The organism is Mesorhizobium subarcticum, from assembly GCF_055456085.1.
In genome coordinates this window covers 235,973-260,029 of record NZ_JBVBEG010000002.1, presented here as the reverse complement: position 1 = coordinate 260,029, position 24,057 = coordinate 235,973, and the positions used below count along the sequence as shown (strand labels likewise).

At 59.1% G+C, this 24,057-nt stretch carries 21 protein-coding genes and 2 pseudogenes; 10 read left to right on the top strand and 13 right to left on the bottom strand.

The features are described 5' to 3' along the window. Positions 1-46: 46 nt before the first annotated feature. From ACZYHG_RS33055 to pmtA, 4 genes are all read left to right on the top strand, one after another. A complete protein-coding gene (locus ACZYHG_RS33055; protein ID WP_258581072.1) occupies positions 47-1,204 on the top strand; it encodes an IS110 family RNA-guided transposase in 1,158 nt (385 codons plus the stop codon). Positions 1,205-1,991: 787 nt separating this feature from the next. Continuing rightward, positions 1,992-2,837, top strand: a complete 846-nt coding sequence (gene panB, locus ACZYHG_RS33050) for a 3-methyl-2-oxobutanoate hydroxymethyltransferase (RefSeq protein WP_464615228.1) — start codon at positions 1,992-1,994, stop codon at positions 2,835-2,837. Then, the gene (gene panC / locus ACZYHG_RS33045) at positions 2,834-3,724 is read left to right on the top strand and encodes a pantoate--beta-alanine ligase (protein WP_464615227.1); all 891 of its coding nucleotides are present in this window, start codon (positions 2,834-2,836) and stop codon (positions 3,722-3,724) included. The genes panB and panC overlap by 4 nt, the downstream gene beginning before the upstream one ends. A 76-nt stretch (positions 3,725-3,800) precedes the next feature. After that, positions 3,801-4,397 carry a phospholipid N-methyltransferase PmtA gene (pmtA, locus tag ACZYHG_RS33040; protein ID WP_464615226.1) on the top strand — a complete coding sequence of 199 codons (597 nt, stop codon included), beginning with the start codon at positions 3,801-3,803 and terminating at the stop codon, positions 4,395-4,397. A 662-nt stretch (positions 4,398-5,059) separates the two neighbouring features. Here the strand turns inward: pmtA and ACZYHG_RS33035 are convergent. From ACZYHG_RS33035 to ACZYHG_RS33025, 3 genes are all read right to left on the bottom strand, one after another. Continuing rightward, positions 5,060-5,332, bottom strand: coding sequence for a bifunctional hydroxymethylpyrimidine kinase/phosphomethylpyrimidine kinase (locus ACZYHG_RS33035; RefSeq protein ID WP_464615225.1), 273 nt, complete (start codon positions 5,330-5,332; stop codon positions 5,060-5,062). Between the two features lie 211 nt (positions 5,333-5,543). Continuing rightward, entirely contained in the window at positions 5,544-5,792 is a 249-nt protein-coding gene (locus ACZYHG_RS33030) for a DUF982 domain-containing protein (protein WP_183455314.1), read from the bottom strand. A gap of 39 nt (positions 5,793-5,831) precedes the next feature. After that, positions 5,832-7,481, bottom strand: a complete 1,650-nt coding sequence (locus ACZYHG_RS33025) for an MFS transporter (RefSeq protein ID WP_258599844.1) — start codon at positions 7,479-7,481, stop codon at positions 5,832-5,834. A 303-nt stretch (positions 7,482-7,784) separates the two neighbouring features. Here ACZYHG_RS33025 and ACZYHG_RS33020 point away from each other — a divergent pair. Continuing rightward, positions 7,785-8,207: pseudogene (locus ACZYHG_RS33020) on the top strand (IS5 family transposase); the annotation flags it as partial. Positions 8,208-9,030: 823 nt separating this feature from the next. On the opposite strand, the gene ACZYHG_RS33015 reads toward ACZYHG_RS33020, so the two are convergent. Together ACZYHG_RS33015 and ACZYHG_RS33010 are read right to left on the bottom strand one after the other, a co-directional pair. Further along, entirely contained in the window at positions 9,031-9,357 is a 327-nt protein-coding gene (locus ACZYHG_RS33015) for a hypothetical protein (protein WP_464615224.1), read from the bottom strand. A 263-nt stretch (positions 9,358-9,620) separates the two neighbouring features. Continuing rightward, positions 9,621-9,782 carry a hypothetical protein gene (locus ACZYHG_RS33010; RefSeq protein ID WP_464615223.1) on the bottom strand — a complete coding sequence of 54 codons (162 nt, stop codon included), beginning with the start codon at positions 9,780-9,782 and terminating at the stop codon, positions 9,621-9,623. Positions 9,783-11,003: 1,221 nt separating this feature from the next. Between ACZYHG_RS33010 and ACZYHG_RS33005 the strand changes: the two genes are divergently transcribed. Beyond that, positions 11,004-12,380, top strand: coding sequence for an AAA family ATPase (locus ACZYHG_RS33005; RefSeq protein ID WP_258581067.1), 1,377 nt, complete (start codon positions 11,004-11,006; stop codon positions 12,378-12,380). Positions 12,381-12,851: 471 nt separating this feature from the next. Here ACZYHG_RS33005 and ACZYHG_RS33000 read toward each other — a convergent pair. From ACZYHG_RS33000 to ACZYHG_RS32975, 6 genes and pseudogenes are all read right to left on the bottom strand, one after another. After that, positions 12,852-13,194 (bottom strand): annotated as a pseudogene (locus tag ACZYHG_RS33000) (site-specific integrase); the annotation flags it as partial. A gap of 304 nt (positions 13,195-13,498) precedes the next feature. Then, entirely contained in the window at positions 13,499-13,816 is a 318-nt protein-coding gene (gene fdxB, locus ACZYHG_RS32995) for a ferredoxin III, nif-specific (RefSeq protein ID WP_464615222.1), read from the bottom strand. Next, positions 13,813-14,508, bottom strand: a complete 696-nt coding sequence (locus ACZYHG_RS32990; RefSeq protein ID WP_464615149.1) for a CCE_0567 family metalloprotein — start codon at positions 14,506-14,508, stop codon at positions 13,813-13,815. The genes fdxB and ACZYHG_RS32990 overlap by 4 nt, the downstream gene beginning before the upstream one ends. A gap of 18 nt (positions 14,509-14,526) precedes the next feature. Continuing rightward, entirely contained in the window at positions 14,527-14,790 is a 264-nt protein-coding gene (locus ACZYHG_RS32985; RefSeq protein WP_464615150.1) for a hypothetical protein, read from the bottom strand. Positions 14,791-14,869: 79 nt separating this feature from the next. Beyond that, positions 14,870-16,027 carry a TlpA disulfide reductase family protein gene (locus ACZYHG_RS32980; protein ID WP_464615151.1) on the bottom strand — a complete coding sequence of 386 codons (1,158 nt, stop codon included), beginning with the start codon at positions 16,025-16,027 and terminating at the stop codon, positions 14,870-14,872. A gap of 404 nt (positions 16,028-16,431) precedes the next feature. Further along, the gene (locus ACZYHG_RS32975; RefSeq protein ID WP_464615347.1) at positions 16,432-16,512 is read right to left on the bottom strand and encodes a hypothetical protein; all 81 of its coding nucleotides are present in this window, start codon (positions 16,510-16,512) and stop codon (positions 16,432-16,434) included. A gap of 137 nt (positions 16,513-16,649) precedes the next feature. Here ACZYHG_RS32975 and ACZYHG_RS32970 point away from each other — a divergent pair, with 137 nt between their 5' ends. The 4 genes from ACZYHG_RS32970 to ACZYHG_RS32955 all read left to right on the top strand — a co-directional run bounded on the left by ACZYHG_RS32970 (position 16,650) and on the right by ACZYHG_RS32955 (position 21,431). Then, positions 16,650-17,051: a transposase gene (locus ACZYHG_RS32970; protein ID WP_464615221.1), complete on the top strand. Its 402-nt coding sequence runs from the start codon at positions 16,650-16,652 to the stop codon at positions 17,049-17,051. 766 nt (positions 17,052-17,817) lie between these two features. Further along, positions 17,818-19,176 carry a dicarboxylate/amino acid:cation symporter gene (locus ACZYHG_RS32965; protein ID WP_464615220.1) on the top strand — a complete coding sequence of 453 codons (1,359 nt, stop codon included), beginning with the start codon at positions 17,818-17,820 and terminating at the stop codon, positions 19,174-19,176. 253 nt (positions 19,177-19,429) lie between these two features. After that, positions 19,430-20,461 (top strand): LacI family DNA-binding transcriptional regulator, encoded by a 1,032-nt coding sequence (locus ACZYHG_RS32960; protein WP_258581064.1) that lies wholly within the window; start codon positions 19,430-19,432, stop codon positions 20,459-20,461. A 166-nt stretch (positions 20,462-20,627) separates the two neighbouring features. Next, on the top strand, positions 20,628-21,431 hold the full coding sequence (locus ACZYHG_RS32955; protein WP_183455299.1) for a TIM barrel protein: 804 nt from the start codon (positions 20,628-20,630) through the stop codon (positions 21,429-21,431). Between the two features lie 50 nt (positions 21,432-21,481). Here ACZYHG_RS32955 and ACZYHG_RS32950 read toward each other — a convergent pair whose 3' ends face one another. Beyond that, complete coding sequence (locus tag ACZYHG_RS32950; protein WP_258581063.1) at positions 21,482-22,399, bottom strand: LysR family transcriptional regulator; 918 nt, start codon at positions 22,397-22,399, stop codon at positions 21,482-21,484. A 526-nt stretch (positions 22,400-22,925) separates the two neighbouring features. After that, positions 22,926-23,843, bottom strand: coding sequence for a LysR family transcriptional regulator (locus ACZYHG_RS32945; protein WP_258581062.1), 918 nt, complete (start codon positions 23,841-23,843; stop codon positions 22,926-22,928). Positions 23,844-24,057 lie beyond the last annotated feature (214 nt).

Genomic DNA, 24,057 nt, shown 5'->3' with positions numbered 1-24,057 from the left:
CGCAGGCAGATTAGACTGCGCCATTTCAAACTCTGGAGGCCTGATCATGTCGCAATCATTCAACGGCGCAGAAGTTGTCCAATACGATCGTACGCTCGTGCTGGCTATCGAACTAAGCAACAAAAACTGGGTTTTGGCCGCCCAGGTGCCCGGCCTGCCGCAGACCAAGGCGAAGCGTGCCATTGAGCCAGATAAGCTTGCTCTTCAGTCCGCAATCCATGGCTATCATGCTCGTGCTGCTGCTGCCGGCCACCCGGTAGATCGGGTGGTTGCGACCTACGAAGCTGGATGGTCCGGGTTCTGGCTTGCCAGATGGCTGATTGCCAAAGGCGTGGAGGTCCATGTCATCCAGCCTTCCAGCGTGCCCGTCGATCGTCGCATGCGTCGCGCAAAGTCGGACGGGATCGACGCCGAGTTACTCCTGCGTACGCTGTTGGCGTGGCTTCGCGGCGAACCGCGCGTCTGCTCCATGGTACCGATCCCTGACGAAGCCGATGAGGATGCACGGCGCTCTGTCCGCGAACGAACAGAGCTCGTGTCCGAACGTGTCAGCCTTGCCAACCGGATCGGTGCTGTCCTCGCGACGCTCGGCGTCGAGGATTACAACCCGCTCCTGAAAAACCGCCGGCGGCGTCTGGCCGACCTTCGTACCGGTCTGGGTGACCCAATGCCACCTCACGCCCTCGCCAAGATCGAACGGTTACTGAGCCGGCTGGAGCTCGTTCTTGATCAGATCGCCACGCTGGAACACGACCGCGATGCGGTAGCGGAGGTGCCCGCTTCGGATGATGCCAGTCGGATGATCCAGCAGCTGTGCAGTCTGCGCGGTATAGGGGTGCAGAGTGCCACAATATTGGTCCGCGAGGCCTTCGTCCGTCGCTTCGCTAATGCCAAAGCGCTCGGATCTTATGCAGGTCTTACTGCGACGCCTTACAACAGTGGTGGGGTGGAACGCGAGCAAGGGATCGGAAAGGCCGGGAACCGGCGGCTTCGAACGGTGATGGTGGAGCTGGCCTGGCTCTGGCAACGCTACCAGCCTGGTGCTGCCCAGGTCGCCTGGTTCCGGGAACGCACCGGCTCTACTGGCCGCCGCGTCCGCAAGGTCATAGTGGTCGCCCTCGGTCGCAAGTTGCTGATCGCTCTGTGGCGCTTTGCCTTCGATGGTGTCGTACCGGAGGGAGCGACCATGAAGCCCGCCGTATAATAATTATCGAGATCGGGCAGCTCTGCGACGGCAAAGCAGCCCGGTGACCGAGGGAACCACGCCGTTGTCCGGCGTGGTGCTTCAGTGCCGTCTTCACAGAGTGGTGCCGTTCCTTTGGAGCTCTCCCGTCCCGAATGCGGTAGACCTTCAACGCCGAGATTCTGATCGCCGTCCCTCGGCGCGAGGCTGACGTCTGGATCGGAGAGCAAAGACGTTTTCAGTCCTATGCTTGGTGCTTCGATAGTCGCATAAAAAGGCAGTCTCGAATACGGGTCTGCTGCCACGGGTTCGAACCGATGGGGCGCCAATCGTCGCCTTTGGCGTCGTCAAAATGACTCGCCATTCGATGAACGTCCGCTCGTCGGTCGTCCCTCTGCCTGCCGACCGCAGCCAACGCGCTGGAACCTGCGTCTGCAGCGCTTTATCGGGCACTGAGCAATGAGTCCCTCAGGCTCCAGCGCGCTTGTATGGCGAAGCATTAGCCTGCCCGATGGTAAGCATGCCTGGGTCACCATTCGTCAGGGCGACCACGACGGCGATCAGGACCGCTTTGACGTCGTTCGCCTTGCCTCCCGATCTGCCTTCCTGGTTGGCTTTGCCTGATGGCCATGATCCTTGGGCCGGTTGGCAGGTGCGCTGCTGAAGCAGCTTGAACCGATTTGATTGATTCTGACGATGACCGTGGCCCGTCAACACCACGCGCATCGCGAATTTAACTCTTCGCACCTGCACAAAAATGTGCCAAACGCGGCACCCATGGTTGGTAACGTTGGGGAAGGAGTCCTTGTTGAGTGCGGTTGCTAACACCAGGCCGATCACACCGCCGGATATTCGTTCGCGGAAGGGCGGAACGCCGCTCGTCTGCCTGACGGCCTATACCACGCCGATCGCAAAGCTCGTTGATCGGCATTGTGACATTGTTCTCGTTGGCGACAGCGTCGGCGTGGTGCTCCACGGCTTGCCGTCGACGCTGGGCGTGACGCTGGAGATGATGATCATGCACGCTCAGGCCGTGCGCCGTGGCCTGGAGCAGGCGCTGATGGTCGTCGACATGCCGTTCGGTTCCTACGAGGAAAGCCCAGAGCAGGCGTTCCGCAATGCTGCTCGTGTCATGGCGCAAACCGGCTGCGCGGCGGTAAAGCTCGAAGGTGGCGAGGCAATGGCCGAGACGATCCGCTTCCTAGCTGCACGCGGCGTCCCGGTGATGGGCCATGTCGGTTTGACGCCGCAGGCGGTTAACACCCTCGGTGGATACCGCGTGCAGGGAAGAGGCGACGATGCCGAGCGCATCCGGCACGACGCCCATGCCGTTACCGGGGCAGGGGCCTTCGCGGTGGTGCTGGAGAAGGTGCCCGAGGCACTCGCCCGCCGTATCACCGCAGAGGTAGCGATCCCGACCATCGGTATCGGCGCCTCGGCGGCCTGTGACGGACAGATCCTCGTCGTCGACGACATGTTGGGCATCTTCAGCGACTTCCGGCCCAAATTCGTCAAGCGCTATGCCGAACTCGGTGAGATCGCCGAGGCGGCGATCGCCGCCTATGCGCAGGACGTGGGCGACCGCCGCTTTCCAGCGGCCGAGCATCTGTTCGGCGATGCGCCAAGGACGGTCAATTGTGGAGAAGGCGCATGAGCATTCCGATCGCACGAACCGTCGCCGAGTTGCGCATGGCTGTGGCCGGATGGCGTCAGAATGGGCTGAACGTCGCTGTCGTGCCGACCATGGGTGCCCTGCATGAAGGCCATCTGAGCCTGGTGCGTGCCGCGCTCGCCAAGGCCGACCGGGTTATCGTGACGCTGTTCGTCAACCCGAAACAGTTCAACAGCGCGGCCGATCTCGTGGCCTACCCGCGCACTGAGCATGACGATGCCGCCAAGCTTGCGCCGCTCGGCGCTCATCTGCTCTACGCGCCAAATGCAGCGGACGTGTATCCGGAAGGTTTCGCCACTACGATCTCGGTGAGTGGGGTGAGCAGGGGGCTATGCGGCGCGTTTCGTCCGGGCCATTTCGACGGCGTGGCAACCGTCGTCGCCAAGCTCTTTTTACAGACGCGTGCTGATCTCGCCTTCTTCGGCGAGAAGGATTTCCAGCAGTTGCACGTCGTTCGCCGGCTCGTGCGCGATCTCGACATTCCCATCGAGATTGTAGCATGTCCAACGGTACGTGAAGCCGACGGCCTGGCGATGTCGTCGCGCAATGTCAGGCTCTCGGCCGCACAGCGCTTGGCAGCGCCAAGGCTCGCCGAAGTCCTCTCGGCTTCGGCTGGGCGATTGTCGGCGGGATTGCCAGCCGAGCTTGTGCTTGGCGAGGCCAGGCAACTGATCCTCGCTGCCGGTTACGACGAGGTCGAGTATCTCGAGCTACGAGCAGACCATGACCTGTCGCCGCTTTCCGCCGCGGATCGACCGGCCCGCCTGATCGTCGCCGCCTGGCTGGGCGGGACGCGGCTTATCGATAATTTCGGAGTTCTGCCCTTGCAGCGCAAAGGCGAGCTGCTCGCGGCAGCCAATGCCGCATGATTGAAAATGCCGCAAGGCTTGTACAAAGGCGCCTCGGCAGAACGACCCAGACAAATAGCAGTAGCAGGGAGTGGATATGGTCTTTCGATTGAAGGAGCGCCTCGGCAGGAAGTTCGAAGAAGAAGTGCAATTCTTCAAGGGCTGGCAGAAGGACAAGAAACGAGTGGGCGCACTCATGCCAACGTCCGTTCATGCCGCGCGTCGTATGGCAAGCGTCATCAATCCGGCATCCGGATTGCCGGTGCTTGAACTTGGCGCAGGAACTGGCGTCATCACCAAGGCAATCCTGGAAAGAGGCATCAAGCCGCATCAGCTGATTTCGGTCGAATATTCCAAGGATTTCTATCAGCGCCTGACGCGGGCCTTTCCAGACGTGGATTTTCGACTGGGCGATGCGTTTGCGCTGGGAGAAGTGCTGGCCGAACGGCGCGGGGAGCAATTCGACTGCGTGATAAGTGCGGTGCCGATGTTGAGCTTTCCAATGGAACAGCGTGTTGGCCTGCTCGAGGACCTGCTGGCCCGCATACCGGCTGGCAGACCGGTGATTCAAATCACCTACGGACCCTTGTCGCCGGTGATCAAAATGCCCGACCGCTACGTCGTGTCTCACTATGATTTCGTCGTCCGCAACATCCCGCCCGCACAGCTCTGGACTTACCGACGAGCAGTCTGACGGCGCCCGACGCGCGGGAGACCGTGGGCCTTCGCAAAATCATGCTGAAGGACACGACGGTGATCGTCACGAAATTCGCATCGATTGCGCTTTTGTAGCCGCCTCCGCTTTGCGGAAGCGGCCATGCCTTTTAGCGCACACTCATCTGCTACGGACTTCGCCCTGCGGACAACAGACCGCGAAGCTACCGCCACCTCGAAAATCTCGCGACGGCGTCTCGATGCCGGGACCGGCCTGCCATTTTTGAGAAGTGATCCGTGCAGGTGCTTGACGCAAATCATGCCATCCCGTCCTTGACCATATCATAGCCATCGCCCTCTTTCAGCTGCCCGAGCCTCCCGGCAGCCGGATCAATGATGACGATCCCCCGAATATTCTTTTTTGAAGAGCGTGACGGTCTACGCCATCTTGTGGTGCCTCAGCTTGTACGATGGCCTCCTGGCCTTCCGTGCCATGCTAGCGACGAGGTTCGGTCACTTTACCGTGCAATGGCGTTCGGAAATACGACAGGCGAACCACAATAGTCATGTTTAGGCTGAAGACTTTTCAGTGGACCGCGAAAAAAGAAAACTGCAGCCCTTCCAGTTCTTGCAAAGCGCTTTAATTCGCTTTCGTTGGAGAAGCGTCGTCGCTAGTCCAACTCTTCCGATCGTCACTCGCTGTCATGTGACTGCATGCTTCAAGAGCTTCTCGAACACAAACAGCTCGCCTTCGCGCACGCTGTCTTCAAGGGGCCGCAAGTGCGCCAAGTGCGCCGCAATCGCGCCGGCCAGCATGCAACCCGTCCCGCGCATCGATGCGGCGAGGCGCGGCGTGTCGAAGCGGATCGGTTGTTGATCGCGGAGTAACAGAATGTCGGTCGATCGAGGTCCCGATGCGTGGCCGCCGCCCTTGATCAGCAGAGCCTGAGGCCCGGCGGCCAGCGGCGCGTTCACCCTGGAGATCGGATACCACCTGATTTCGGGCGAAGACTTTACGCTGCTTGCGGGCGTTGCTGAAGACGTAGACCGGTGCATTCTTGTCAGCCAAAGCGGCTCTTTACATATTTTCTCGCCGCTTCGGTCAGCGTCGGGCGACGCGGGCTCGACGTCTTAAACGCTCGTTCGGCTAATGGAGGAACTGATGAACGATACGAATTTTTGACCTTTAATCGCCGCGTAGGATATTTGCTTCGCGCGCGGCCGCGACGAAGGCCCTTCGGGCGGCGGGTGGATGAGCCTTACCCCGTAGAGCCTTCAAACAGGCGTCCATCGCTGCCCTGCGCTTCTCCGTCTGACGACCAGAAACCTGCAGCAAGATGGCGGCCGCATCATTGACATCGAATACGGCACGTTCTGGGCTGTGGCGGCCAATCTGGACCACGACTTGCCTCTCAAATCTCACCAAACCGGTCATCTCGCTGTCCCCCAAGCCCTACCAACCCAAAGCCGGCGATCACAGCCGGAAGAAAAATCGCGTCGATTGATCCCGCCTCTGGGTTGCCACGGTCGGTCGTTCAATCGAAAGCTTGGTACGAGGCGGATTTGCCATGTTCAATTCGAGCAGATGTTGGTCCAACGCCTTGTCCGCCGTCGTCAGGCGATGATTCAGCCGCAAATAGTCCATCCAGGTCGGCGTGCGGAAGGTTTCTGTCCAAAGCAAAGGATCCTGAAGATCGCGCTGGAGGTTCCAGTGCCGAGCACCGACGCGGCTTTGCACTCGCCGTCGTTCCTGCATCCGGTCCAGGAAAGCTTCGACGTTTGCCTCCGGTATTGAGTACTCGATCTTGACGACGATCGGCCCGCTTCTCGGCTTCAGGTCGAGGGCGAGCTGTGGCGTTTCGAAGCCAAAAGGATCCTGATCAGAGTCCTGCCATTGACGGATAGGCATCAGGAAGCCGGTGGCCGCGACCATTACCAGCGCTCCAGCGGAAACCTCGAGGGACAAGGTAAGCGAATAGGTCTCAGCCACTGAGCCCCACAGCCAGCTGCCGGCCGCGATACCGCCAGACGAGAGGGCATAGTGGATCGAGAGCGTGCGACCGACGACCCACCTTGGGCTTGCCAATTGGACACTCACGTCGAGCCCCGTCCAGGTGACGACCCAGCCCGCGCCGCCGAGCGCCAGCGCAATAGCCGCCACCGCCACTGAAGTAGTGAGAGCAAGAGATAGACAGCACGCCGCACAGGCAATGCATGCCAGTGTTGTCAGCCGCTCCTGGGACAGCGACCGCCTCAAGACATTGTTGCAAATGCCGACGCACAAGGCGCCCGTCCCGAAGCCGGCCATCAGGACACCATAAACGATTGGTCCTCCCCCTAGTTGATCGCGGGCAACGAGAGGCAGCAGCGCGAGTATGGAGATGCTGGTCAGGCCAAAAAGCGCTCCACGCGCGATTGCCGCCTTGATCTCCGCCGACAGGGCCGTGAAGCGCGCTCCGTCATGGATGGCGGTGGTCAAAGGCTCGCGCGGGAGAGGTGAGGTGCGAACATCCCATTTGCGGCGCCCTATGGTCCACAGCAGCGCTACATAGGTCAGTGTCGCCACAGCGAAAGCTGTCAGAGGTCCAAAGGAGGCAACGACGATGCCACCGAGCGCCGGGCCGACGCTTCGAATGGCGTTGTATCCAACCGAGATGAGCGTGACCGCGGCTGGGACTTCGCGTTTTCGTAAGATATCGCCCACCGACGCGTGCCAAGCAGGATCGGTGAAAGCGGCGCCCGCTCCGGCCAAACAGCTGAAGGCAAGAACCATCCATGGATTGAAAATCCCGAGGGCCGCAAGAACAGTCAGCATCGCCGAGGACAACGCTATCATGCACCAGCCAGCGAACATGAGATTGCGGCGGCTGTAATTGTCCGCCAGGGCCCCGGCGATGATCGACAGGACGAATATGGGGAGTGTCGTCGAAGCCTGAACCAAGGCGACCATAACGTCCGAAGTCGAGATGGTCGCCATCAGCCAACTGATGGCGACAGTTTGAATTAGCCAGCCAAGGCTGGCGACCTGGGTGCCAAGCCAGATCGATCGAAAGGTCGCATTCTCGAGCGGCGCAAATGTCGCCGACGAAGCTGGACTCGCATCTGCGCGCGGCACCCTGCTCATTGGGTTGAGCCCTCCCTCGGTCTATCGGTCGTTTTAGAGGTGCCCTCCCGCCGCACGTGCCCATGGAGGAATGGCACCATGAGCGCATTTTGTCGGGGCAGCGCAAGATATTTCTTTACCGCTGGCACTCTGGCGCAAGCGATTACTTCATCTGGAATTGCCGCCAACGCGCTTTCATAATCGCTGGGTCTATGTCACGTCCTCGCGAAAAGAATTTCCCGGACTACGCATACCTGCCTGGCAAACATCCACATCCGGTTCGCGACCCCTTGGGTCACAGTCGTTCCCATATATGGCGCGACCGACGCGGGGAAGAAGATCGTCGGGCGCAAGCGCCATATTGCGGTCGATACGGACGGACGGCTCCTGATGGTCAACCTGACCACCGCTGACATCTCCGACAGCGCGGGTGCGCAGGCGAAACTCGACGGCATCCGCAAACGCTGGCCGTGGGTCAAGCATCTCTTCGCCGACGGGGCCTATGACCGGCTCAAGCTGATGGATAAGGCCTGCTATCTCGACTTCATCGTCGAGATCATCCGCCGCGCCGACGACCAGAAAGGCTTCAAGGTTCTACCGCGTCGCTGGGTCGTCGAACGGACGTTCGGATGGATGATCCGGTGGCGACGCCTCGTGCGCGATTACGAGCAGCGCATCGATGTCTCGCAGGCCATGATCCTCGTCGCCATGGGCGGCATCATGCTACGCAGAAACGCCCATCCGTGATTTTCCAAACCGACTCTGAGATCTCTTGTCGTTCGAGCAGGAGAAGCTGACAGGATACTGTTGAGATACGTGTCGAACTTACACGAAGCAAGCAACTTGATGCGAGTGTAGGTGGCACTTGCTGCACCTAAGGGATCAGATATAAAAATTGATGTTTTTCGTCCTTACATAATGGCAGAAGTAATCATTTCGATAACCGTCTTTTTCTTCGCACTTTGGCAGTTTTCTTTTTCACAAAGTACGCGGGTAAGATCAAATTTGCTGACAGCATGCTCAGAACAATAATTGGCTTCTGCATCTGCATCGTCACCAGCCTTTTGGGATTACCGCGGTAGGCCAGTCCCTGCGCGAGCGCCTCGGCTGGCGTTATTCGACGTTCCGCCGACCCCTCGATATCGCGGCGAAGAAGATCGCCGCGCGGCTCAATGAAGAAGGCGTGAATGCTTGGTAAAGTGCTCCTCTGGACCCCCTATTTCGCTTCTCCCATTAAAGTTCCACAGCTTTAGAATGAGCTGCTGTTCTGAACGCGAGTAAGTCTGAACACGTATGCCGGCAGGAAACTGAGCTCGCTGCCGGGCCGGGTACGCCTTGGGAGGTGGCGTAAGTCAGCGGCTCTCGTGGCGGTGGGACCACTCAGTCGCGCGTTTGCTGAACAGCGCGCATGTAGCGTGCCAAGCCAAAAAGCATTCAACCTGTCAAAATCTCCTGACGCAACCTTCCCAAAGCACTTCAATCACGTAAAACAAACCCCGCCGAAATTCGACGGGGTTTGTCAGCGGTCTGAGGTCAGCCTCGAGGCTGACCTTTCCATTTGCGTTGCGGGTCAGACTTTAAGAGCGTCCTCCTCGCAAAGATTGATATCCCGGATGACCTTTTTGCGGCCATCTTCGTACTCAATCAGCACATCGAAGCGGCACAAGCCGCCCGGCCGCTCCACCATGATCTCGGAGCCTGGATCCAAGTAGGACGAACCCAGAAGATCCGGACCCCAGCGCTTGGCGCGGATGGGCTTTATGTGGAGCTCTTCTACGGCAACGTCACTGTGATTTTCGACATCGATCCAACATTCGTAAATCTCTGACTGCGCAAAGGATGGAAGGGAAGAGGCAATGATAGCCGCCATTGCCAATACGCGAAGTCTGTTTTTCATGTTACTTCTCTGTGTAGTATTGCTTCATCTTCAGCAGGGCGGACAGGCGACCCTGTCGTCGTCGACGATGAGAACCTGGTCCGCCATGCTCGTTTGTCTGCTCCGACTCGAAGCTGTGCAGGCCCGACATGTAGCTTTCCTTCTTCTGTTCGATTCATCGCGGCTGCCCGCGACATGAATGCCGGTCGGCAGCTCTCGCCGCCTCGAACCGAAGGGCTTCAGAACTCGTGCCAACTTGGCCGAGTTGGGCCGAAGTTTTCATTTTATAAGGTCTCCTGATTGGTTGTTCCGATAACACCTTTTTTGCCAGCCCTAGCTGACAGCAGCCTGAAAGCTACCGGCGATTTTGCGCGACGGTGATCCTGCGTGGTGTCGCGAACACGCGTGAGAAACGTGACGAAGGGAACCTTTTTTTGAACGGTCATTCAGCTTGCTCCTCTAGAAAAACTGGCGCACTGGACTGAGCTCGCGGGAGTACCGCGCTGGGGCCCCGTACCAGGCGCGAGATGATGCCACGCGGCTCCCGATCCATGGGAACGGTCCGGCTCCAGATGTTCCTCACCCGAACGATATCGATGTGAGGGATGAGGGGACTTTCGAGCGGCTCGATCCGTCTTACCGCGACTGCGGCGCCGGAACCGGCATGGATCACCCACTGCTCATGCCCGGGGTGAAACTCTTGACAGCCGGAAATGGCCAGTAGCGGGATAAGCGTATGAGTCGCAAATGTGAGTCTCCACGCCACAGACTGGCGTGGCTGAACTGGTTCAGCGTATTGGCTAGCTGATGCGGACCGGTACACGGCAAATGCGCGAGCATCATCTGGCGTGTCGGCATCGGACCCCCTCTGCAAAGCGACCTCCGAGGACGGATCTCCGAACCGGACGATGTCCCGGTCTTCAGCGAGGACGACCACCGTCGCCTTTGTCGATCGTTTAGGGCTTCGCGTGTCAACCATGGTCCGGTAGTCGCTTTCTTCGTGGTTTGATGGGCTCTAAGCACGAGGAGCAAGCGGCATGCCATTTCCAATGAAATGCTTCTGCACAAACGCTTTGGCTTCGACGACGTGTTCGCCAAGGTAGGGTGCGCGCTATGGCCGCCAGGTCATCGCATTGAAACAAAAGTTCTGTGTAGCGATGAATTTCACGCTTCCGCACCGGCTGGCAAAAGACGGACCAGACAGCGCAAGCCCATGCAATACCGCACACGGGGGGCATTGCAGCGATTGCACAGTGTCTACCCTAGCGTGTTTTTGTGTACGCAGAGCCGCGACTAGCGCGAACGCACGCCCGTGGCAGCACCCCAATGGCCAGCCGCTCTTCAGCAAGCGCCTTCGATGAGCATCGAATTGGGCTGGGGTGCGACGTTTACATGCTTGGGGTTCCAATTTGGTCTCGCCGAGCGTGCGTATCGAGACCTTCTTGTGTCCGGAACTGGACTAGAATGTCGCAAGGCCGACCGAAAGGTCGCCAAGAAGCGCCGCTGGCTAGCGGGAAGCGGTGGAACGCCAACGGAGCGCCAACCGGGCACGCAAATTGCTTCGATAATCTTGCCGGTGGGAGCAATTCGGGGGAGCTCGGCGGCGCCGTAACGACAAATGATGCAGTCGCATCGTTCTTCCCTCAACCGCAAAAAAGGATTCTGCTGTGACCGATATCGATCGCTATGCCTGGCAGGCACTAAATCGGCATTTCAAAACCGATGATTTGACGGGTCTCGCTAGCTCGCGCCGAAAGTTTGCTGCCCATATGCTGCCTGACCTTCAAACGGTCATTGAAGAGCAGATTACGACTTTATCTCCCAAGCTCATCGGCGTCCACCAGTGGGACGAGTTCGAAGCCATGAAGCTGTCGGACATGGTGATTCGCGACGGTGACGCCGTTGCGCTGACACCCTTGCAATATCAGGACATCGATATCGGCGAAGATGTGCCCTACGCGTCTCTGCACAATGGCCTCTGGTTGTTCCTTATCGGCCAAGAGCCTGTCGCGATCCTCCTATCGCAGTTTTTTGACCACTGGGGCGGCCGAACGGTTCAAGTGGAAATCGCCTATTTGCCTGGCGAGCAGGCATGCGCCTTCTCGCGCGGATTTCTGAGCAAAATCCAGGCGGCAGGCGAAAGCTCGCGATACTACCGCAACAAGGTTCTCTCTTTCGAATTCGATGCACGAAACTCCGGGATGCCGGGAACGATTCGGGTTCATCGCCTTCCCGCCGTACCCCGGAACGACGTGGTGCTTTCGGAGGCAACTATGGCGCGTCTTGATGCCAACGTCTTCGACTTTGATCGACACCGAGAGGGGTTGAAGCGCCTCGGCCAACACGCGCAAAAGGGTATTCTGCTTTATGGTCCCCCTGGTACAGGCAAGACGCACGTCATCCGTTATGTTTCTGCCAACCTGCCCGGACGCACTACCGTTCTGGTTACGGCTGAGCAGACAACGGATATTGCGTGCTACATCGCGTTGGCCCGCACCCTTCAGCCGAGCATCGTCGTACTTGAAGACGTGGATCTGGTGGGTCGGTCGCGAGAAAACATTTACAGCCCAAAAGCCGAATGCTTGCTCAACCGTCTGTTGAACGAGATCGATGGCCTTGAACCAAATGCAGATATCCTCTTCCTCCTGACGACGAACCGGCCGGAGGACATTGAGGACGCGCTCGCCTCGCGGCCAGGCCGCGTGGACGAAGCAATTGAGATCCCGCTTCCCGACGCCGGTTGCCGCGAGCGGCTGATCGCGCTGTATGGTCGTGCGCTCGTCTTCGAAGACGGGGCGCTGGCGGATGCCGTCGCACGCTCGGAGAACAGCAGCGCGGCCTATGTCAAGGAGATGGTCCGTCGTTTGGCTCAACGGAGCCTGGCACGGGATGGCAGTGATGTCGTCTCGCGCGAGGATGTGGAGATGGTCTTCGGCGACACCCGAACATTGTCGAGCCGTCTCAATAGCCGCCTTCTCGGCCTCAGTGAGAAAACCTCGAGAGGGCAAAGAGCCGAAGAAGATGAGAGTGGGTGCTGCGGCTAATGTTCTGCGGCCAGAGTTCGCCTTGTGCTGGTTTTTCAATGCTGAGCTCTTGCACGGCGCCGAAGGTGCCGCATACGTGCGGCCCCTTTCGGGCGTCCTGCCCCCCGCCAGGCCACCTTAGCGATGCGCCCCTCGAGCACGACGCGCTTCCATCTCGGCCCAGTCCATTTCGACTCAGGTGGACCGCCCCGGTGATCCGACGGTCTCAATTCCGGCCGGGTCTGCTTGTCACTGGTCACACCGAGGCGCAAGGGCTTGCGCGCGCCGGCTCTGCAGGTCCAGAAGGCACTGAAACCCGATCCTTTGGGACTTCTTTTCTGTTTCGGCGGATCTTGAAGGTGATCTGGCACGGTGGCTAGAGGGGCATGCCGGTTCACCAAAGGGCTGAAGCTGGCCGCGATCACTGAGGCGCCGGTTCTGATCTCCACCGATCGCCGTGCATCAAGGCGGTTAACTCTCTTATGACCGTGGTCAATAGTGATGGATGTACTTGTTCGCCCCATGTCCTTTGTCACAGGGTAAATAGCACTCGTCGACTTTGGCCGGGGAGGCGAGCGCCGAATGGCCGGCAGAGCTTTCCGCGTTTGCCTTCCGGCAAGTCGCCGCGTACTCTAGCCGCGAGCGCAGTCCGCTTGACTAGGCGGGCGACCTCCTGATCGTTGAGCCGATCGTGCCGACCGCCTTGCTCTGGCCGGTGACGCGTCGGAAGACGGAACGTGCGCGATACGGGCGAGCTTGAGCCAGTTCCACGGCTATAACCGGGCAGGTGGCATCGGACGATGCCAAGCCCGATTTCGACCTCCCGCCAGCCTGATGGTCTTCAAGCTCGTCATGGCCGCCGCAACATCCTGGCGAAGATTGAAGGGACAAAATCAGTTGCCCAAACAGCTGGCAGGTGCCAGGACAGCATCGAGGTCATCGAAATGAAGCCGCAAAGCGCCGCTTGATCAACCCAGTCACCCAAATTCCGTCATAGCTCTGACAACTGCTAGACGGATGGAATGCGAGGCGAAGTAGACAGCCACAGCGTTGCCGCACAGGACCAGCACAAACACGCCATGAAAGATTCTAAAGGGCAACGACGTTCTCCTGGTTTTCGTCTCGTCAAATCATGCTGCTCATTCAGCGAGCTCGTCGGCCGCAACATGGGTCTGGCAGTTCTTCGGGCAGACGCGGGCGCAGGCTCCGCAGCCAATGCATCGGCCGGCATTATCGACAACCATGATCATGCGATTGAGCTCGCCATCGAAGTCGTCGTCTTCGCCGTCGCAGACGCCGAGGATTTCACCCGCGTCATCGACGCCGTGAAGGTGCATGACCTCGCGCGAGCAGACCTTGAAACAGCGGCCGCAGCCGATACAAGTCCTGCCATCTATAGCGGTCAGATATTCCGGCAGCCATATGGAGCCGTCGCGGGTGGTGAATGTGCTCCTCATCGTAAATTCTTCATTGCAGCGAGCTCTCTCTTGGCATCATCCAACTCGGCAAAAACGGCGTACGCTTTCTCGGCAACCTCCTCTAGCTCAGTCCATTGGACCGGGAGATCCTCTGCAAGGTCGCGCAATTTCATCTTCGCAACTGCCGCACGCAGCTGAAGCTTTCGGACTTTCTTCCCCATCTCATCTAGGTTTGACATAAATCCTTCCTCGAAATCAGTTTCTTCACGGCCGCGCCACGGCGGGAAGCCAATAGCTGCAGTCGCATCGTCGACCAGTTTCGTACCGGCCTCCGCGAGTTTCCGGAACGTCTCGAAGCCAAACCGGTGGACGTCTCGACAGAACGACCAACCGCCCGGCCGTGGAAACCAGGCGCCCGAAGCCCCCATCGGTTTCATCTCCTTCATTGGCGATGTGATCAGGCCGGAGCGCTCCTCGATCGCAAGACTGACGGCGGTGTAAAACATGTCCAGCCTCCACAGCACGTCCGGATCAGGATCGCCGATGATGGGGATGGCACGGCGCTGTTCCTTCGTGATGATGAAGCCGGCCAGCAGCTCGGTGTCAGCCTTGCCTCGCCATGAGCCGTCAAAGTCTTGGGCACGGATCAGCCGCAGGAGGCATTTGACAAACGGGGTGGCAAGGGCCGCCTCGTGCTCGTTTACAGCAGGGCTAACCGCGGCATCAGACATTTCACCTTCTCCTCAATTTCAGTCCTCGTCCTCGAAGGACGATTTCTGTTTTCGGGGCGCCTGCTTCGGGCACACTTGCGCAATCGACGTCCGGCTCCAGGCGGCCGATTCCACGCAATTGATGTTCCGCTGGCCGATCTTGAAGAGGTCCTCGACTGCGGGGGCTTCCACCGCGGCCAGAATCGCGTCGAGTATCCCGTCTCCCGCGATGCAGCCGGAGGGCATCGCAAGTTTTGAACTCCAACCTGCGGCAAGCGATGCGCCCTGTGCTGCAATGGACATACTTACCGCGGGCCCGCCGCAGAAACTGGACGAATTGGCCAGGGTTCAATTCCAATTGTCATCCCTTTGCGATCTTTGCTCATGAGGCGACTGCGGTTTGAGTTTCGGAAGTCTTGTTTTGCGGAACCACGCAAAGATCCGCGTAACAGGCGTGCTCACCCGTGTAGTTGGCCAGGGCTTGGAGCAATGGGCTAAGGTAGTACTGTTTGAAGTGGTCCGGCATTGTCTCCGGATCACCCAGAGATTTCAATGCCACCTCGATCAACTCGATCGCGCGATCCTTGTTGCCGCTCTCGTAATAATACTGAGCGACCGGGAGGTACCAACGGAATTTAAGGGGTCCGTCGCCTTGTGGGGGATTCAGTGTCAGGATCTGTTCCGAGAGCTTGTCGCCCATCGCAAAGCGCTCAGTACGGGGGAGATGGGAGTTGTCCATTTCCGGATCGAAGAGTTGGTTCAGGGCCATGACCATCCAAGACACGGCCTCGAATTTTTTGTCGATCGCGTCCTCGACTAATTGGCGCATGGCTGGCAAGCCGGCCCGCATGTCGCGCCGCTTGTGAAGCAGTAGATTCGCATGAGTTTCCCGGAACCCGCTATCATCTGGCATTAAGGCGAGGCCTTCTTCGATGGCCGTGAGTGCCGCCATCCAATCCTCGGCCTCCATCGCCGGCCGAAGTTTGGCGTATATCGGCATGGTCAGCGATAGTTCGCGCGCTGTGCGTTGGTCACTAGCGACTCGCCGTGTATCGGCGGCTTTCGCTTCATCGCTGCTGCGCCAGCTGCCGTTAAGAACCTTCGGCAAAACGTCCTCGAGGTCCGCCGGGTGGCCGATAAAGGCGATGTGGCCGTCTCGGTCGACCACGAACGAGGCCGGAATCCCGACGGACAAGCTCGGTTCCATCCAAAGCTTGTTCATTTCGCCTGTGTAGTCGAACGCGATCCGATAGTTCAGATTCGATCCCTTTTCGGTCAACCACGCGTCCAACTTGGTTCGGGCCTCAACGGCCGTTGGAGCGTCTTCAGAAGCCGCGACTCCGACGACCTCAAGTCCGCTGTCTTTGTATTTCTGCTGGAGCTGCACCAGATGGGGCATCGCCGCCACACATGGTCCGCACCAAGTTGCCCAAAATTCGACGATGTACACTTTGCCGGGCTGGAAGTTCGTGAGGGGCTCGCCACGCAGCCAGTCCTCCACTTTGATCGAAGGAGCCGGGGACTCCATCTGCAATACCATGTTGCTCTCCAAAGCTATTGCCAAAGGTTGCGCGCTTTATGCGCGAGCTTGTTTCCCTCAGGCGGGGCAACACGGGAAAGGAGAGCATCGCTCGTCTTGTTCGTCTGCATGCAGTCAGCCTTCCGCATCTCAATTCGCAAAGGCCGTGCCAGCGCGCTCAGCGCGCAATAAGCCCATGATTGCGGTTTGAAAAACCTCCAAGTGTCCAAGGTGTCCGGTTGTATTGAACCCGACATGTTTTCTGCCGCTGTCCGGTTTTGGACACGCATCCCGCGCTTCGCGCCGCCGGAAAAAGCGTGGCCTCGGACGACGCACCATATATTCGGATTGAGGGACGAGCAGATGGACATCATGACTGCGCGGGCCACGCCATGCTCCTATCATCGTCCGCTGCGATGGAATTCCTAGCTGGCGGCATAGGAGTTCTTCACGACGAAGCCGGTCCAGCTGCGGCTCGCGAATACCACCATCGTAAGATTGACGATGATGGTCGTGGCGACAGGCCAGGATGAAGGCCGGCATGTGCCGGCCGGTGAACTCTTCGGGATTCCTGCTTTGTGAGAGCTGGCTCGGCAAAATTGAACAGGGGGTTAAGTGGAATGTCTGCCTGAGCTGAGCCAGAGTGGCTCACGAACAGGAGCTGAAATGCCGAAACTGTGCATGGCTGCTGAGTGAAGACACGACTTTGCTCGATGAGCAGACCGGGCAATTCTTGGGCCATCTCTATGACTGCGCGCCGGAACTCTTGAAGGCGGGTGACTTGGCTCGACGTTTCGCTGCACTGATACGCGGCGACGATGATGCCGGCCTCGAGCAATGGATCGAGGACGCCACGGACAGCGAACTGGCTTCCCTTGCAGCAGGCATCGGCCGTGACATTGCGGCTGTTCGGGCCGCAATCACCCAGCCCTGGAGCACCAGTCCCGTCGAGGGACAGATCAACCGTCTCAAGACCATCAAGCGCCAGATGTATGGGCGCTCCGGGTATCCGCTGCTGAGAAACAGGCTGCTGGCAGCCGCCTAACGACCGTAGAAACAGACGGGGGAACCAAGGGAACGACGCACCCTGCACCAAATATGCGGAAGAACCCAGAATTGTCGCGCCACAGGTTGGGAACGTCGCCCGGCTTTGAAGCGCGGCGCTACTGTCGAAGTTCATCTTGGCTGACGCCGGCGTAATGCCGATCTTGTCGGACCTGACGTAGACCGTATGGAGAACCGCTGGAGTGCCATCAAATGGAGCCGTACGGGGAGAGCCTCCATTTGAGATCGGCGGCCGTGGCGTGGGAATGTTCGGTAGGCGGTCTGAGCCCTCCTGACTCGACGAGTTTCTTCGTCTGGCGGGCTGAGCGGGCCCCACCATCGCGCCGATCATCTGACGCCCGTAGCAGGGGGCGGAACAAACACCCAACCAACCTGACTTATGCTGTGAGGGTTGCAACTTGAGGTCAAGTGAGAGCGACACCCCACTCGGTTTATGGCCTGCGACTGGAATCAATGAGGGCGGAAACGTCCGTCTTCTGCCGCAGGGAGCTATGAAGAGCACGTCGGGAAACAAGTGGCTCGGCGATCTTCGACGCAATGCTCCGCTCAGGTGCCGCAAACCAGACGGAAAATGCGGGGTCATCCAACTGCTGGCAAAACCGCAAGCCTGAGGGGCGTCTGGCGAAGGTTTTCATTTGGCACGGCACTTGCGGCCGAGATGGCAGCAGCGTTGGACCGGGGCGCCGCGTGGGAGAAGCCTGGGAAGGGAGGAAGCGCCCGCCCCGACCCGGTCAGGGAGAGAGACAGTGTTAGCTCCAGAGATCCGCAGCGCGAACGCAGGCCCTCATAAACCCCATTTTGCGCGGCTTTACGTGCAGGTGCTTGCCGCAATCGCGCTTGGCGTCGCACTTGGCTATTTCTATCCGGAGATCGGCGAAAGCGTGAAGCCGCTCGGAGATGCATTCATCAAGCTCGTCAAGATGGTCATCGCGCCTGTCATCTTCCTGACAATTGCGACCGGCATCGCCGGCATGAACGATCTTCAGAAGTTGGGCCGGGTCGCCGGGAAGGCGATGTTCTATTTCCTAACCTTCTCGACGCTGGCACTGATCGTCGGCCTCATAGTTGCTAATGTCGTTCAGCCCGGCGCCGGCCTCAACATCGATCCGGCGTCGCTCGATGCCCAGGCGGTGAGCACCTATGCCGCAAAGGCGCACCAGCAGTCGGTGATCGGCTTCCTGATGAACATCATCCCGTCAACGGTCGTCGGTGCCTTCGTGGAGGGCGACATCCTGCAGGTCCTGTTCTTCTCGGTTCTGTTCGGCATCGCTCTGGCAAAGGGCGGAGACACGGGGAAGCCTGTGCTTTCTCTGCTCCAGGCGCTCATCGCGCCGGTGTTCAAGCTGGTCGGCATTCTGATGAAGGCCGCACCGATCGGGGCTTTCGGCGCGATGGCCTTCACCATCGGCAAATATGGAATCGGTTCGATGGTCAACCTCGCCCTGCTGGTCGCGACGTTCTATCTCACCGCGTTCCTATTCGTGTTCGGGGTGCTCGGCGCGGTCTGCCGTTACAACGGCTTCTCCATCTTTTCTCTCATTCGCTACATCAAGGAAGAGCTGCTGCTTGTTCTGGCAACGTCCTCTTCGGAGGCCGCGCTCCCCTCGCTCATGGAGAAGATTGAGCGGGCTGGCGCCAAACGTTCTGTCGTGGGTCTCGTCATCCCGGCAGGATATTCATTCAATTTGGACGGCACCAATATTTATATGACGCTGGCCGCCCTCTTCATAGCACAAGCGACGAACACGGATCTGTCGATCGTCGATCAGGTGCTCCTGCTGCTCGTTGCGATGCTTTCCTCAAAGGGTTCTGCAGGCGTAACAGGTGCGGGCTTCATCACGCTTGCCGCTACGCTCGCCGTAGTACCCAGTGTCCCCGTCGCTGGCCTCGCTCTTATCCTTGGCGTCGACCGCTTCATGTCGGAGTGCCGTGCGCTGACGAACTTGGTCGGCAACGCGGTGGCAGCGCTCGTCATCGCCCGCTGGGAGGGCGAATTGGATAAAGCGCAGTTGGAAGCCGCCTTCTCCGGTCATCAGCTTGCGGAGACATTAAACCGGCCGATCGATCGTGCGCCCATCGCGCCTGCTAAGTGGCCGGGCCCGTGACTAGATCTAACGATCGCCTCGCTGGCCTGAAAAAGCGCTTGGGGCTAAGTGCCATCAGGAGCGTTAAAAGCGGTGAGTGCATATTATAAGTGGCCTAAGCAAACCGAATCGTATGCTGATACGCGCTCGCAGTGCTGTCCATCGATAATGATGTCGACCACGGGCATGCCGAGCCCTTCACTTGCAGTCTGGGATCACCGCCCAGGCTGCTCGATCATAGAGCCACACCGCTCATAACCATTCAGATTTGATAATGGCCAAACGTCCCACAATTGTCGATCTTGCCCGCGAAGCCGGGGTCAGTGTTGCAACGGTCGATCGGGTTCTGAACGCCCGCCTTCCTGTGCGCGAGGAGACTGCGCGGCGCGTCCACGAAGCAGCCCACGCGATCGGCTATCATGCTGCCGGTCTCATCACGCACCGCTTCAAGCGGCACCTGCCGCGCTACCGGCTGGGCTTCATCTTGAGAAAACCGGCCCAGCATTTCTACCAAGAGTTCGCGCGCGAGGTCGAGGCCTCGGTAAGTTTGTCCCAATCCTTCCACGGCATTCCGCTCATCGAATTTGCTCCGTCACATTTGCCCGGGGATCTGATCCCGCTCCTTAAGAGCCTTGGGAACCGCTGCGACGCGATCGCCATGGTGGCGCCGGACCACCCGAAGATCACGGCAGCGGTCGAGGAGCTCAAGGCGAAAGGCATCCCGGTGTTCTCGCTGCTTTCTGACTTCGCCTGCGGGGTGCGCGAGGGTTACATCGGTCTTAATAATCGCAAAGTCGGGCGGACGGCCGCTTGGATGTTTTCCAAGGCCGCCAAACGGCCTGGGAAGGTGGCCGTGTTTGTTGGCAGCCACCGTTTCCAGGGGCATGAGCTCCGGGAGGTCGCCTTTCGTTCCTATTTCCGTGAGAACGCACCTACCTTCGAAGTGCTCGATACGCTCGTGAACCTGGAAGAGCGGCAGATCACTTACGAAGCCATGCTGGATCTCATTCAGCGGGAACCTGAGCTCGTGGGCTTCTATATGGCCGGCGGGGGCATGGAGGGCGCTATCTCCGCGCTGCGCGAAGAGGGCAAAGGTGTGGATCTTGTCGCGATCGTGAATGAAATCACGCCCGAGACGCGGGCAGCGCTCGCAGATGAAATCGTCACCATGGCCGTCGCCACTCCACTGCGTCGGCTTTGCCAGGAGCTGATGTTACTCATAGACCGAGGCATCAAGACCGGCACCGCGGAAATGCCGGGCCAGACATTTCTGCCGTTCGACATCTATGTCCCGGAAAACATCTGACATTGATGCGATTCTATCACGGAGCCAAAATTCCTTTCATAAATGGAAGGAACGCTCGATTGACTGGCTTGCTTCAATCAGGCTTGTGCATCGGCCTGCGCTGGGGGGCGCGGCATAAGCCAGACAGGCAAACTGGCGGCCGCACTTCTGAAAGGAAAGCCAAGCCATGCGCCAGGTATCTCCCCGCTTTGCGGTCAACCACATGGCAGCGCCCCCTCTTGACGTCAGTGCATTTTTCGCGCTTGCGCGTGACCAGGGCCTAACCGATGTTCAAATCCGTGACCTTCATTTCAGCAATCCTGTTGCATGCGCCATTCCTGCTGCGGACGTCCGGTCTGCCGCCACCGAAGCTGGCGTAACCATAATCTCGGTCAACGCCTTGCAGCGCTTCAACGACTGGACTCCCACGCGTCAGTCGGCGGCGATCAAGCTCGCCGACTATGCGGCGGCGTGCGGGGCCAAGACGGTCGTGCTGGAACCGGTCAACGACGGCTCGTGGGCGTGCAATGGCGAGCGCCATGACAGTCTGCGCGTCGCTCTAAACGCGCTCAAGCCGATCCTCCAGCCGCGCGGTCTGATAGGTCTCATCGAGCCGCTGGGCTTTCGCACCTGCTCGCTTCGATCAAAGAAGCAAGCGGCCGAGGCCATTGCCGCGGTTGACGGCCAGTCAGTGTTCCGCCTCGTGCACGACACGTTCCACCACACCCTGGCCGGGGAGACGTTCTTGTTCTCCGAGCTTACCGGCCTGGTGCACATTTCAGGTGTGAATGACCCGACGTTCTGGATTTACCCGGATCGCTTCCTTGGAGGTTCCGACAATGGCAGCCAGATCCAGGCGCTGCTTGATGGCGGCTATGAGGGACCCTTCTCGTTCGAGCTGATCGAGGTGGTCCGCACGCTGGACGATCTTGCAGGCGCACTTGCTGCCAGCATTGACTTCATTCAGCGCCGGCTATTGACGCCAGATTAAGGAGTGGCAGGGGTACCAAATGTAAGTTCGCCTGGAAGCCTCCCGTGGTTTCACAGCGGAGGAGCCATCCGAGATGCCTCCTGCATCATGATCTCCCGCATCCAGATGCTTGCCGGATCGCTGTTGTGGAGTGACGGCCAACAGAGGGTCTCGGTGAATGCGGGAAGCGGCAGCGGAAGTTCGACGATCTGCAGGGGGAACGATTTTTCGAAATGCCTGACCAGCCGGGAGGGGATGGTCGCGATACGGGCCGTGCCGGACAGCATCGGCGGGACCATGCTGAAGCCCTGCACGGCGACCTCGACACGTCTCTTGAGGCCATGTTCAAGCAAGAACCATTCCTCGATGGAGGGCTTCATTAGACGCCCGAACCTGACCGAGACGTGCCTCATCGACATGTATCTCTCGAACGTAAGCTGCCGTGGCAACTGCTTGTTGGTGCGACAGCCTACGCACACGAGTCTCTCCTCAAACAGTGCCACGCTTGAGTGCGCGCTCGACGTGAACAAATCCGGAAGAATTAGAAAATCGACGTCACCGCGCTGGAGAAGCTCATCGGGGCCGTCGTCGACAGGCAGCAATTCGAAGCTGACGCCGGGGGCTTCGCGCGCAACACGCTCAACGACTTTCTCAAAAAACACGAGCGTGGCGAAATCGGAAAGAATGATCCTGAAACGGCGGTCGGATTGAGCTGGGTGAAACGTATCCGAGGAAATAATCGAGCACTGGATCTGCAGGAGAGCGTCGCGAACCGCGGGGGCAAGTGCTGCCGCACGCGGGGTCAGAAAACGTTCGCGGCCGCTCGTCGTAAACAGTTCATCGCCGAAATAATCGCGCAGCCGGGCGACGGCCGCACTCATGGCCGGCTGGCTGAGGTTGATGCGGCGGGCCGCCGCCGAGAGATTGCGCTCCCCCAGCAGCGCGTCGAGCACAACGAGGAGATTTAGGTCAAGCCCTTTGAAACGCATGTCTTTAGCTATCCATAGCGTGGATGCCGTTGATCGAAACAAACCATTTTATCACTTTTCCGAAATCTCGCATGGACAAAACACCTGACGCACCGATCACCCGCTGCTCTATCGCGTGACCTGTGCCTTATGACCAGCTCGAAAGAGAAAAATTTTCTATTTACTGCGAAGTGGGGTGGGGTTGTGCGGGGAGAATGGCTTGCAACTGGCTAAGCATGTCGAATCCGCCCTTTTCCAAAAGCCTGCGCAGCGCGAGCGCGGAGGTTCACGCAATTGGCAGCGACTCACGTCCCTCATCATCGGAGCCTCCGCCGTAGCCCGGCCGGAACTCACTGCGGCTTCTATGATTGCTGGGCTCGGTCCGTCGGACAAGCTTGAGGCGAATTTTCGCGACGCGACGGTCTTCAGGAAAGGGGCGCTCCGACCCGCGGATCAGAGTCCGTCGTCTCTTCACTCCTGACAACGACGTCAGAGTGGGTGGCGTGACGCTGAGTAAATCCAGGAGCGCCTGGAGCCTCCCTTGGTTTCACAGCGGAGCAGCCATCCGAGATGCCTCCTGCATCATGATCTCCCGCATCCAGATGCTTGCCGGATCGCTCCTGTGGTGAGCCGGCCATTGGACGGCTTCGGTGAACGCGGGAAGCGGCAGCGGAAGTTCGACGATCCGCAAGGGGAACGTTTTTTTGAAATGCCTGACCAGCCGCAAGGGCATGGTCGCGATACGGGCCGTGCCGGACACCATCGGCGGGATCATGCTGAAGCCATGCACGACGACCTCGACACGTCTTTTAATACCATGCTCAAGCAAAAACCATTCCTCAAAAGCCGGCTTCAGCATACGCCCGAACCTGACCGAGACGTGCCTCATCGACATGTATCTCTCGAATGTAAGCTGCCGTGGCAACTGCTTGTTGGTGGGACAGCCTACGCATACGAGTGTCTCATCGAACAGCGCCACGCTTGGATGGGGGCTCGACATGAAGAAATCCGGAAGAATTAGAAAGTCCACGTCACCGCGCTGGAGAAGCTCGTCGGGGTTGTCGTCGAGAGGTAGCAATTCGAAGCTGACGGCGGGGGCTTCGCGTGCAACACGCTCCACGACTTTTTCTAAAAACACGAGCGTGGCGAAATCGGAAATAATGATCCTGAAGCGGCGATCGGATTGAGCTGGGTTAAACGGATCCGAGGAGATAATCGAGCAATGGATGTGCAGGAGAGCGTCGCGGACGGCGGGGGCAAGTGCTGTCGCACGCGGGGTCAGAAAACGTTCGCGGCCGCTTGTCGTAAACAGTTCATCGCCGAAATAATCGCGCAGCCGGGCGACGGCCGCACTCATGGCCGGCTGGCTGAGGTTGATGCGGCGGGCCGCCGCCGTGAGGCCGCGCTCCGCCAGCAGCGCGTCGAGCACAACGAGGAGATTTAGGTCAAGCCCTTTGAAACGCATGTCTTCGGTTATCCACATGGCGGATATATTTCGGCGAAACAATCGCAGTTTTGCAGCACGTCGCAAGCGCAACTTTCAAAAGCGCCCTAAACAAAACTTGATGTCTGCGTCGGCTGCGAGCACATTTATCTGACGTATGCCTTCCGGTTTAGGCCGAACAGCCGGGTCGCACGTCGGTTCCTGCTGAGCCCCTCGCTGATCTGGGGGATGTCCC

What these genes read in the sequence shown, in the direction of transcription:
- ACZYHG_RS33055 (WP_258581072.1), top strand. Translation starts at nt 47, where the DNA reads ATGTCGCAATCATTCAACGGCGCAGAAGTTGTCCAATACGATCGTACG.
- panC (WP_464615227.1), top strand. Translation starts at nt 2,834, where the DNA reads ATGAGCATTCCGATCGCACGAACCGTCGCCGAGTTGCGCATGGCTGTG.
- pmtA (WP_464615226.1), top strand. Translation starts at nt 3,801, where the DNA reads ATGGTCTTTCGATTGAAGGAGCGCCTCGGCAGGAAGTTCGAAGAAGAA.
- ACZYHG_RS33030 (WP_183455314.1), bottom strand. Translation starts at nt 5,792, where the DNA reads ATGACCGGTTTGGTGAGATTTGAGAGGCAAGTCGTGGTCCAGATTGGC.
- ACZYHG_RS33025 (WP_258599844.1), bottom strand. Translation starts at nt 7,481, where the DNA reads ATGAGCAGGGTGCCGCGCGCAGATGCGAGTCCAGCTTCGTCGGCGACA.
- ACZYHG_RS33015 (WP_464615224.1), bottom strand. Translation starts at nt 9,357, where the DNA reads ATGAAAAACAGACTTCGCGTATTGGCAATGGCGGCTATCATTGCCTCT.
- ACZYHG_RS33010 (WP_464615223.1), bottom strand. Translation starts at nt 9,782, where the DNA reads ATGACCGTTCAAAAAAAGGTTCCCTTCGTCACGTTTCTCACGCGTGTT.
- fdxB (WP_464615222.1), bottom strand. Translation starts at nt 13,816, where the DNA reads ATGAGGAGCACATTCACCACCCGCGACGGCTCCATATGGCTGCCGGAA.
- ACZYHG_RS32990 (WP_464615149.1), bottom strand. Translation starts at nt 14,508, where the DNA reads ATGTCTGATGCCGCGGTTAGCCCTGCTGTAAACGAGCACGAGGCGGCC.
- ACZYHG_RS32985 (WP_464615150.1), bottom strand. Translation starts at nt 14,790, where the DNA reads ATGTCCATTGCAGCACAGGGCGCATCGCTTGCCGCAGGTTGGAGTTCA.
- ACZYHG_RS32980 (WP_464615151.1), bottom strand. Translation starts at nt 16,027, where the DNA reads ATGGTATTGCAGATGGAGTCCCCGGCTCCTTCGATCAAAGTGGAGGAC.
- ACZYHG_RS32960 (WP_258581064.1), top strand. Translation starts at nt 19,430, where the DNA reads ATGGCCAAACGTCCCACAATTGTCGATCTTGCCCGCGAAGCCGGGGTC.
- ACZYHG_RS32955 (WP_183455299.1), top strand. Translation starts at nt 20,628, where the DNA reads ATGCGCCAGGTATCTCCCCGCTTTGCGGTCAACCACATGGCAGCGCCC.
- ACZYHG_RS32950 (WP_258581063.1), bottom strand. Translation starts at nt 22,399, where the DNA reads ATGCGTTTCAAAGGGCTTGACCTAAATCTCCTCGTTGTGCTCGACGCG.
- ACZYHG_RS32945 (WP_258581062.1), bottom strand. Translation starts at nt 23,843, where the DNA reads ATGCGTTTCAAAGGGCTTGACCTAAATCTCCTCGTTGTGCTCGACGCG.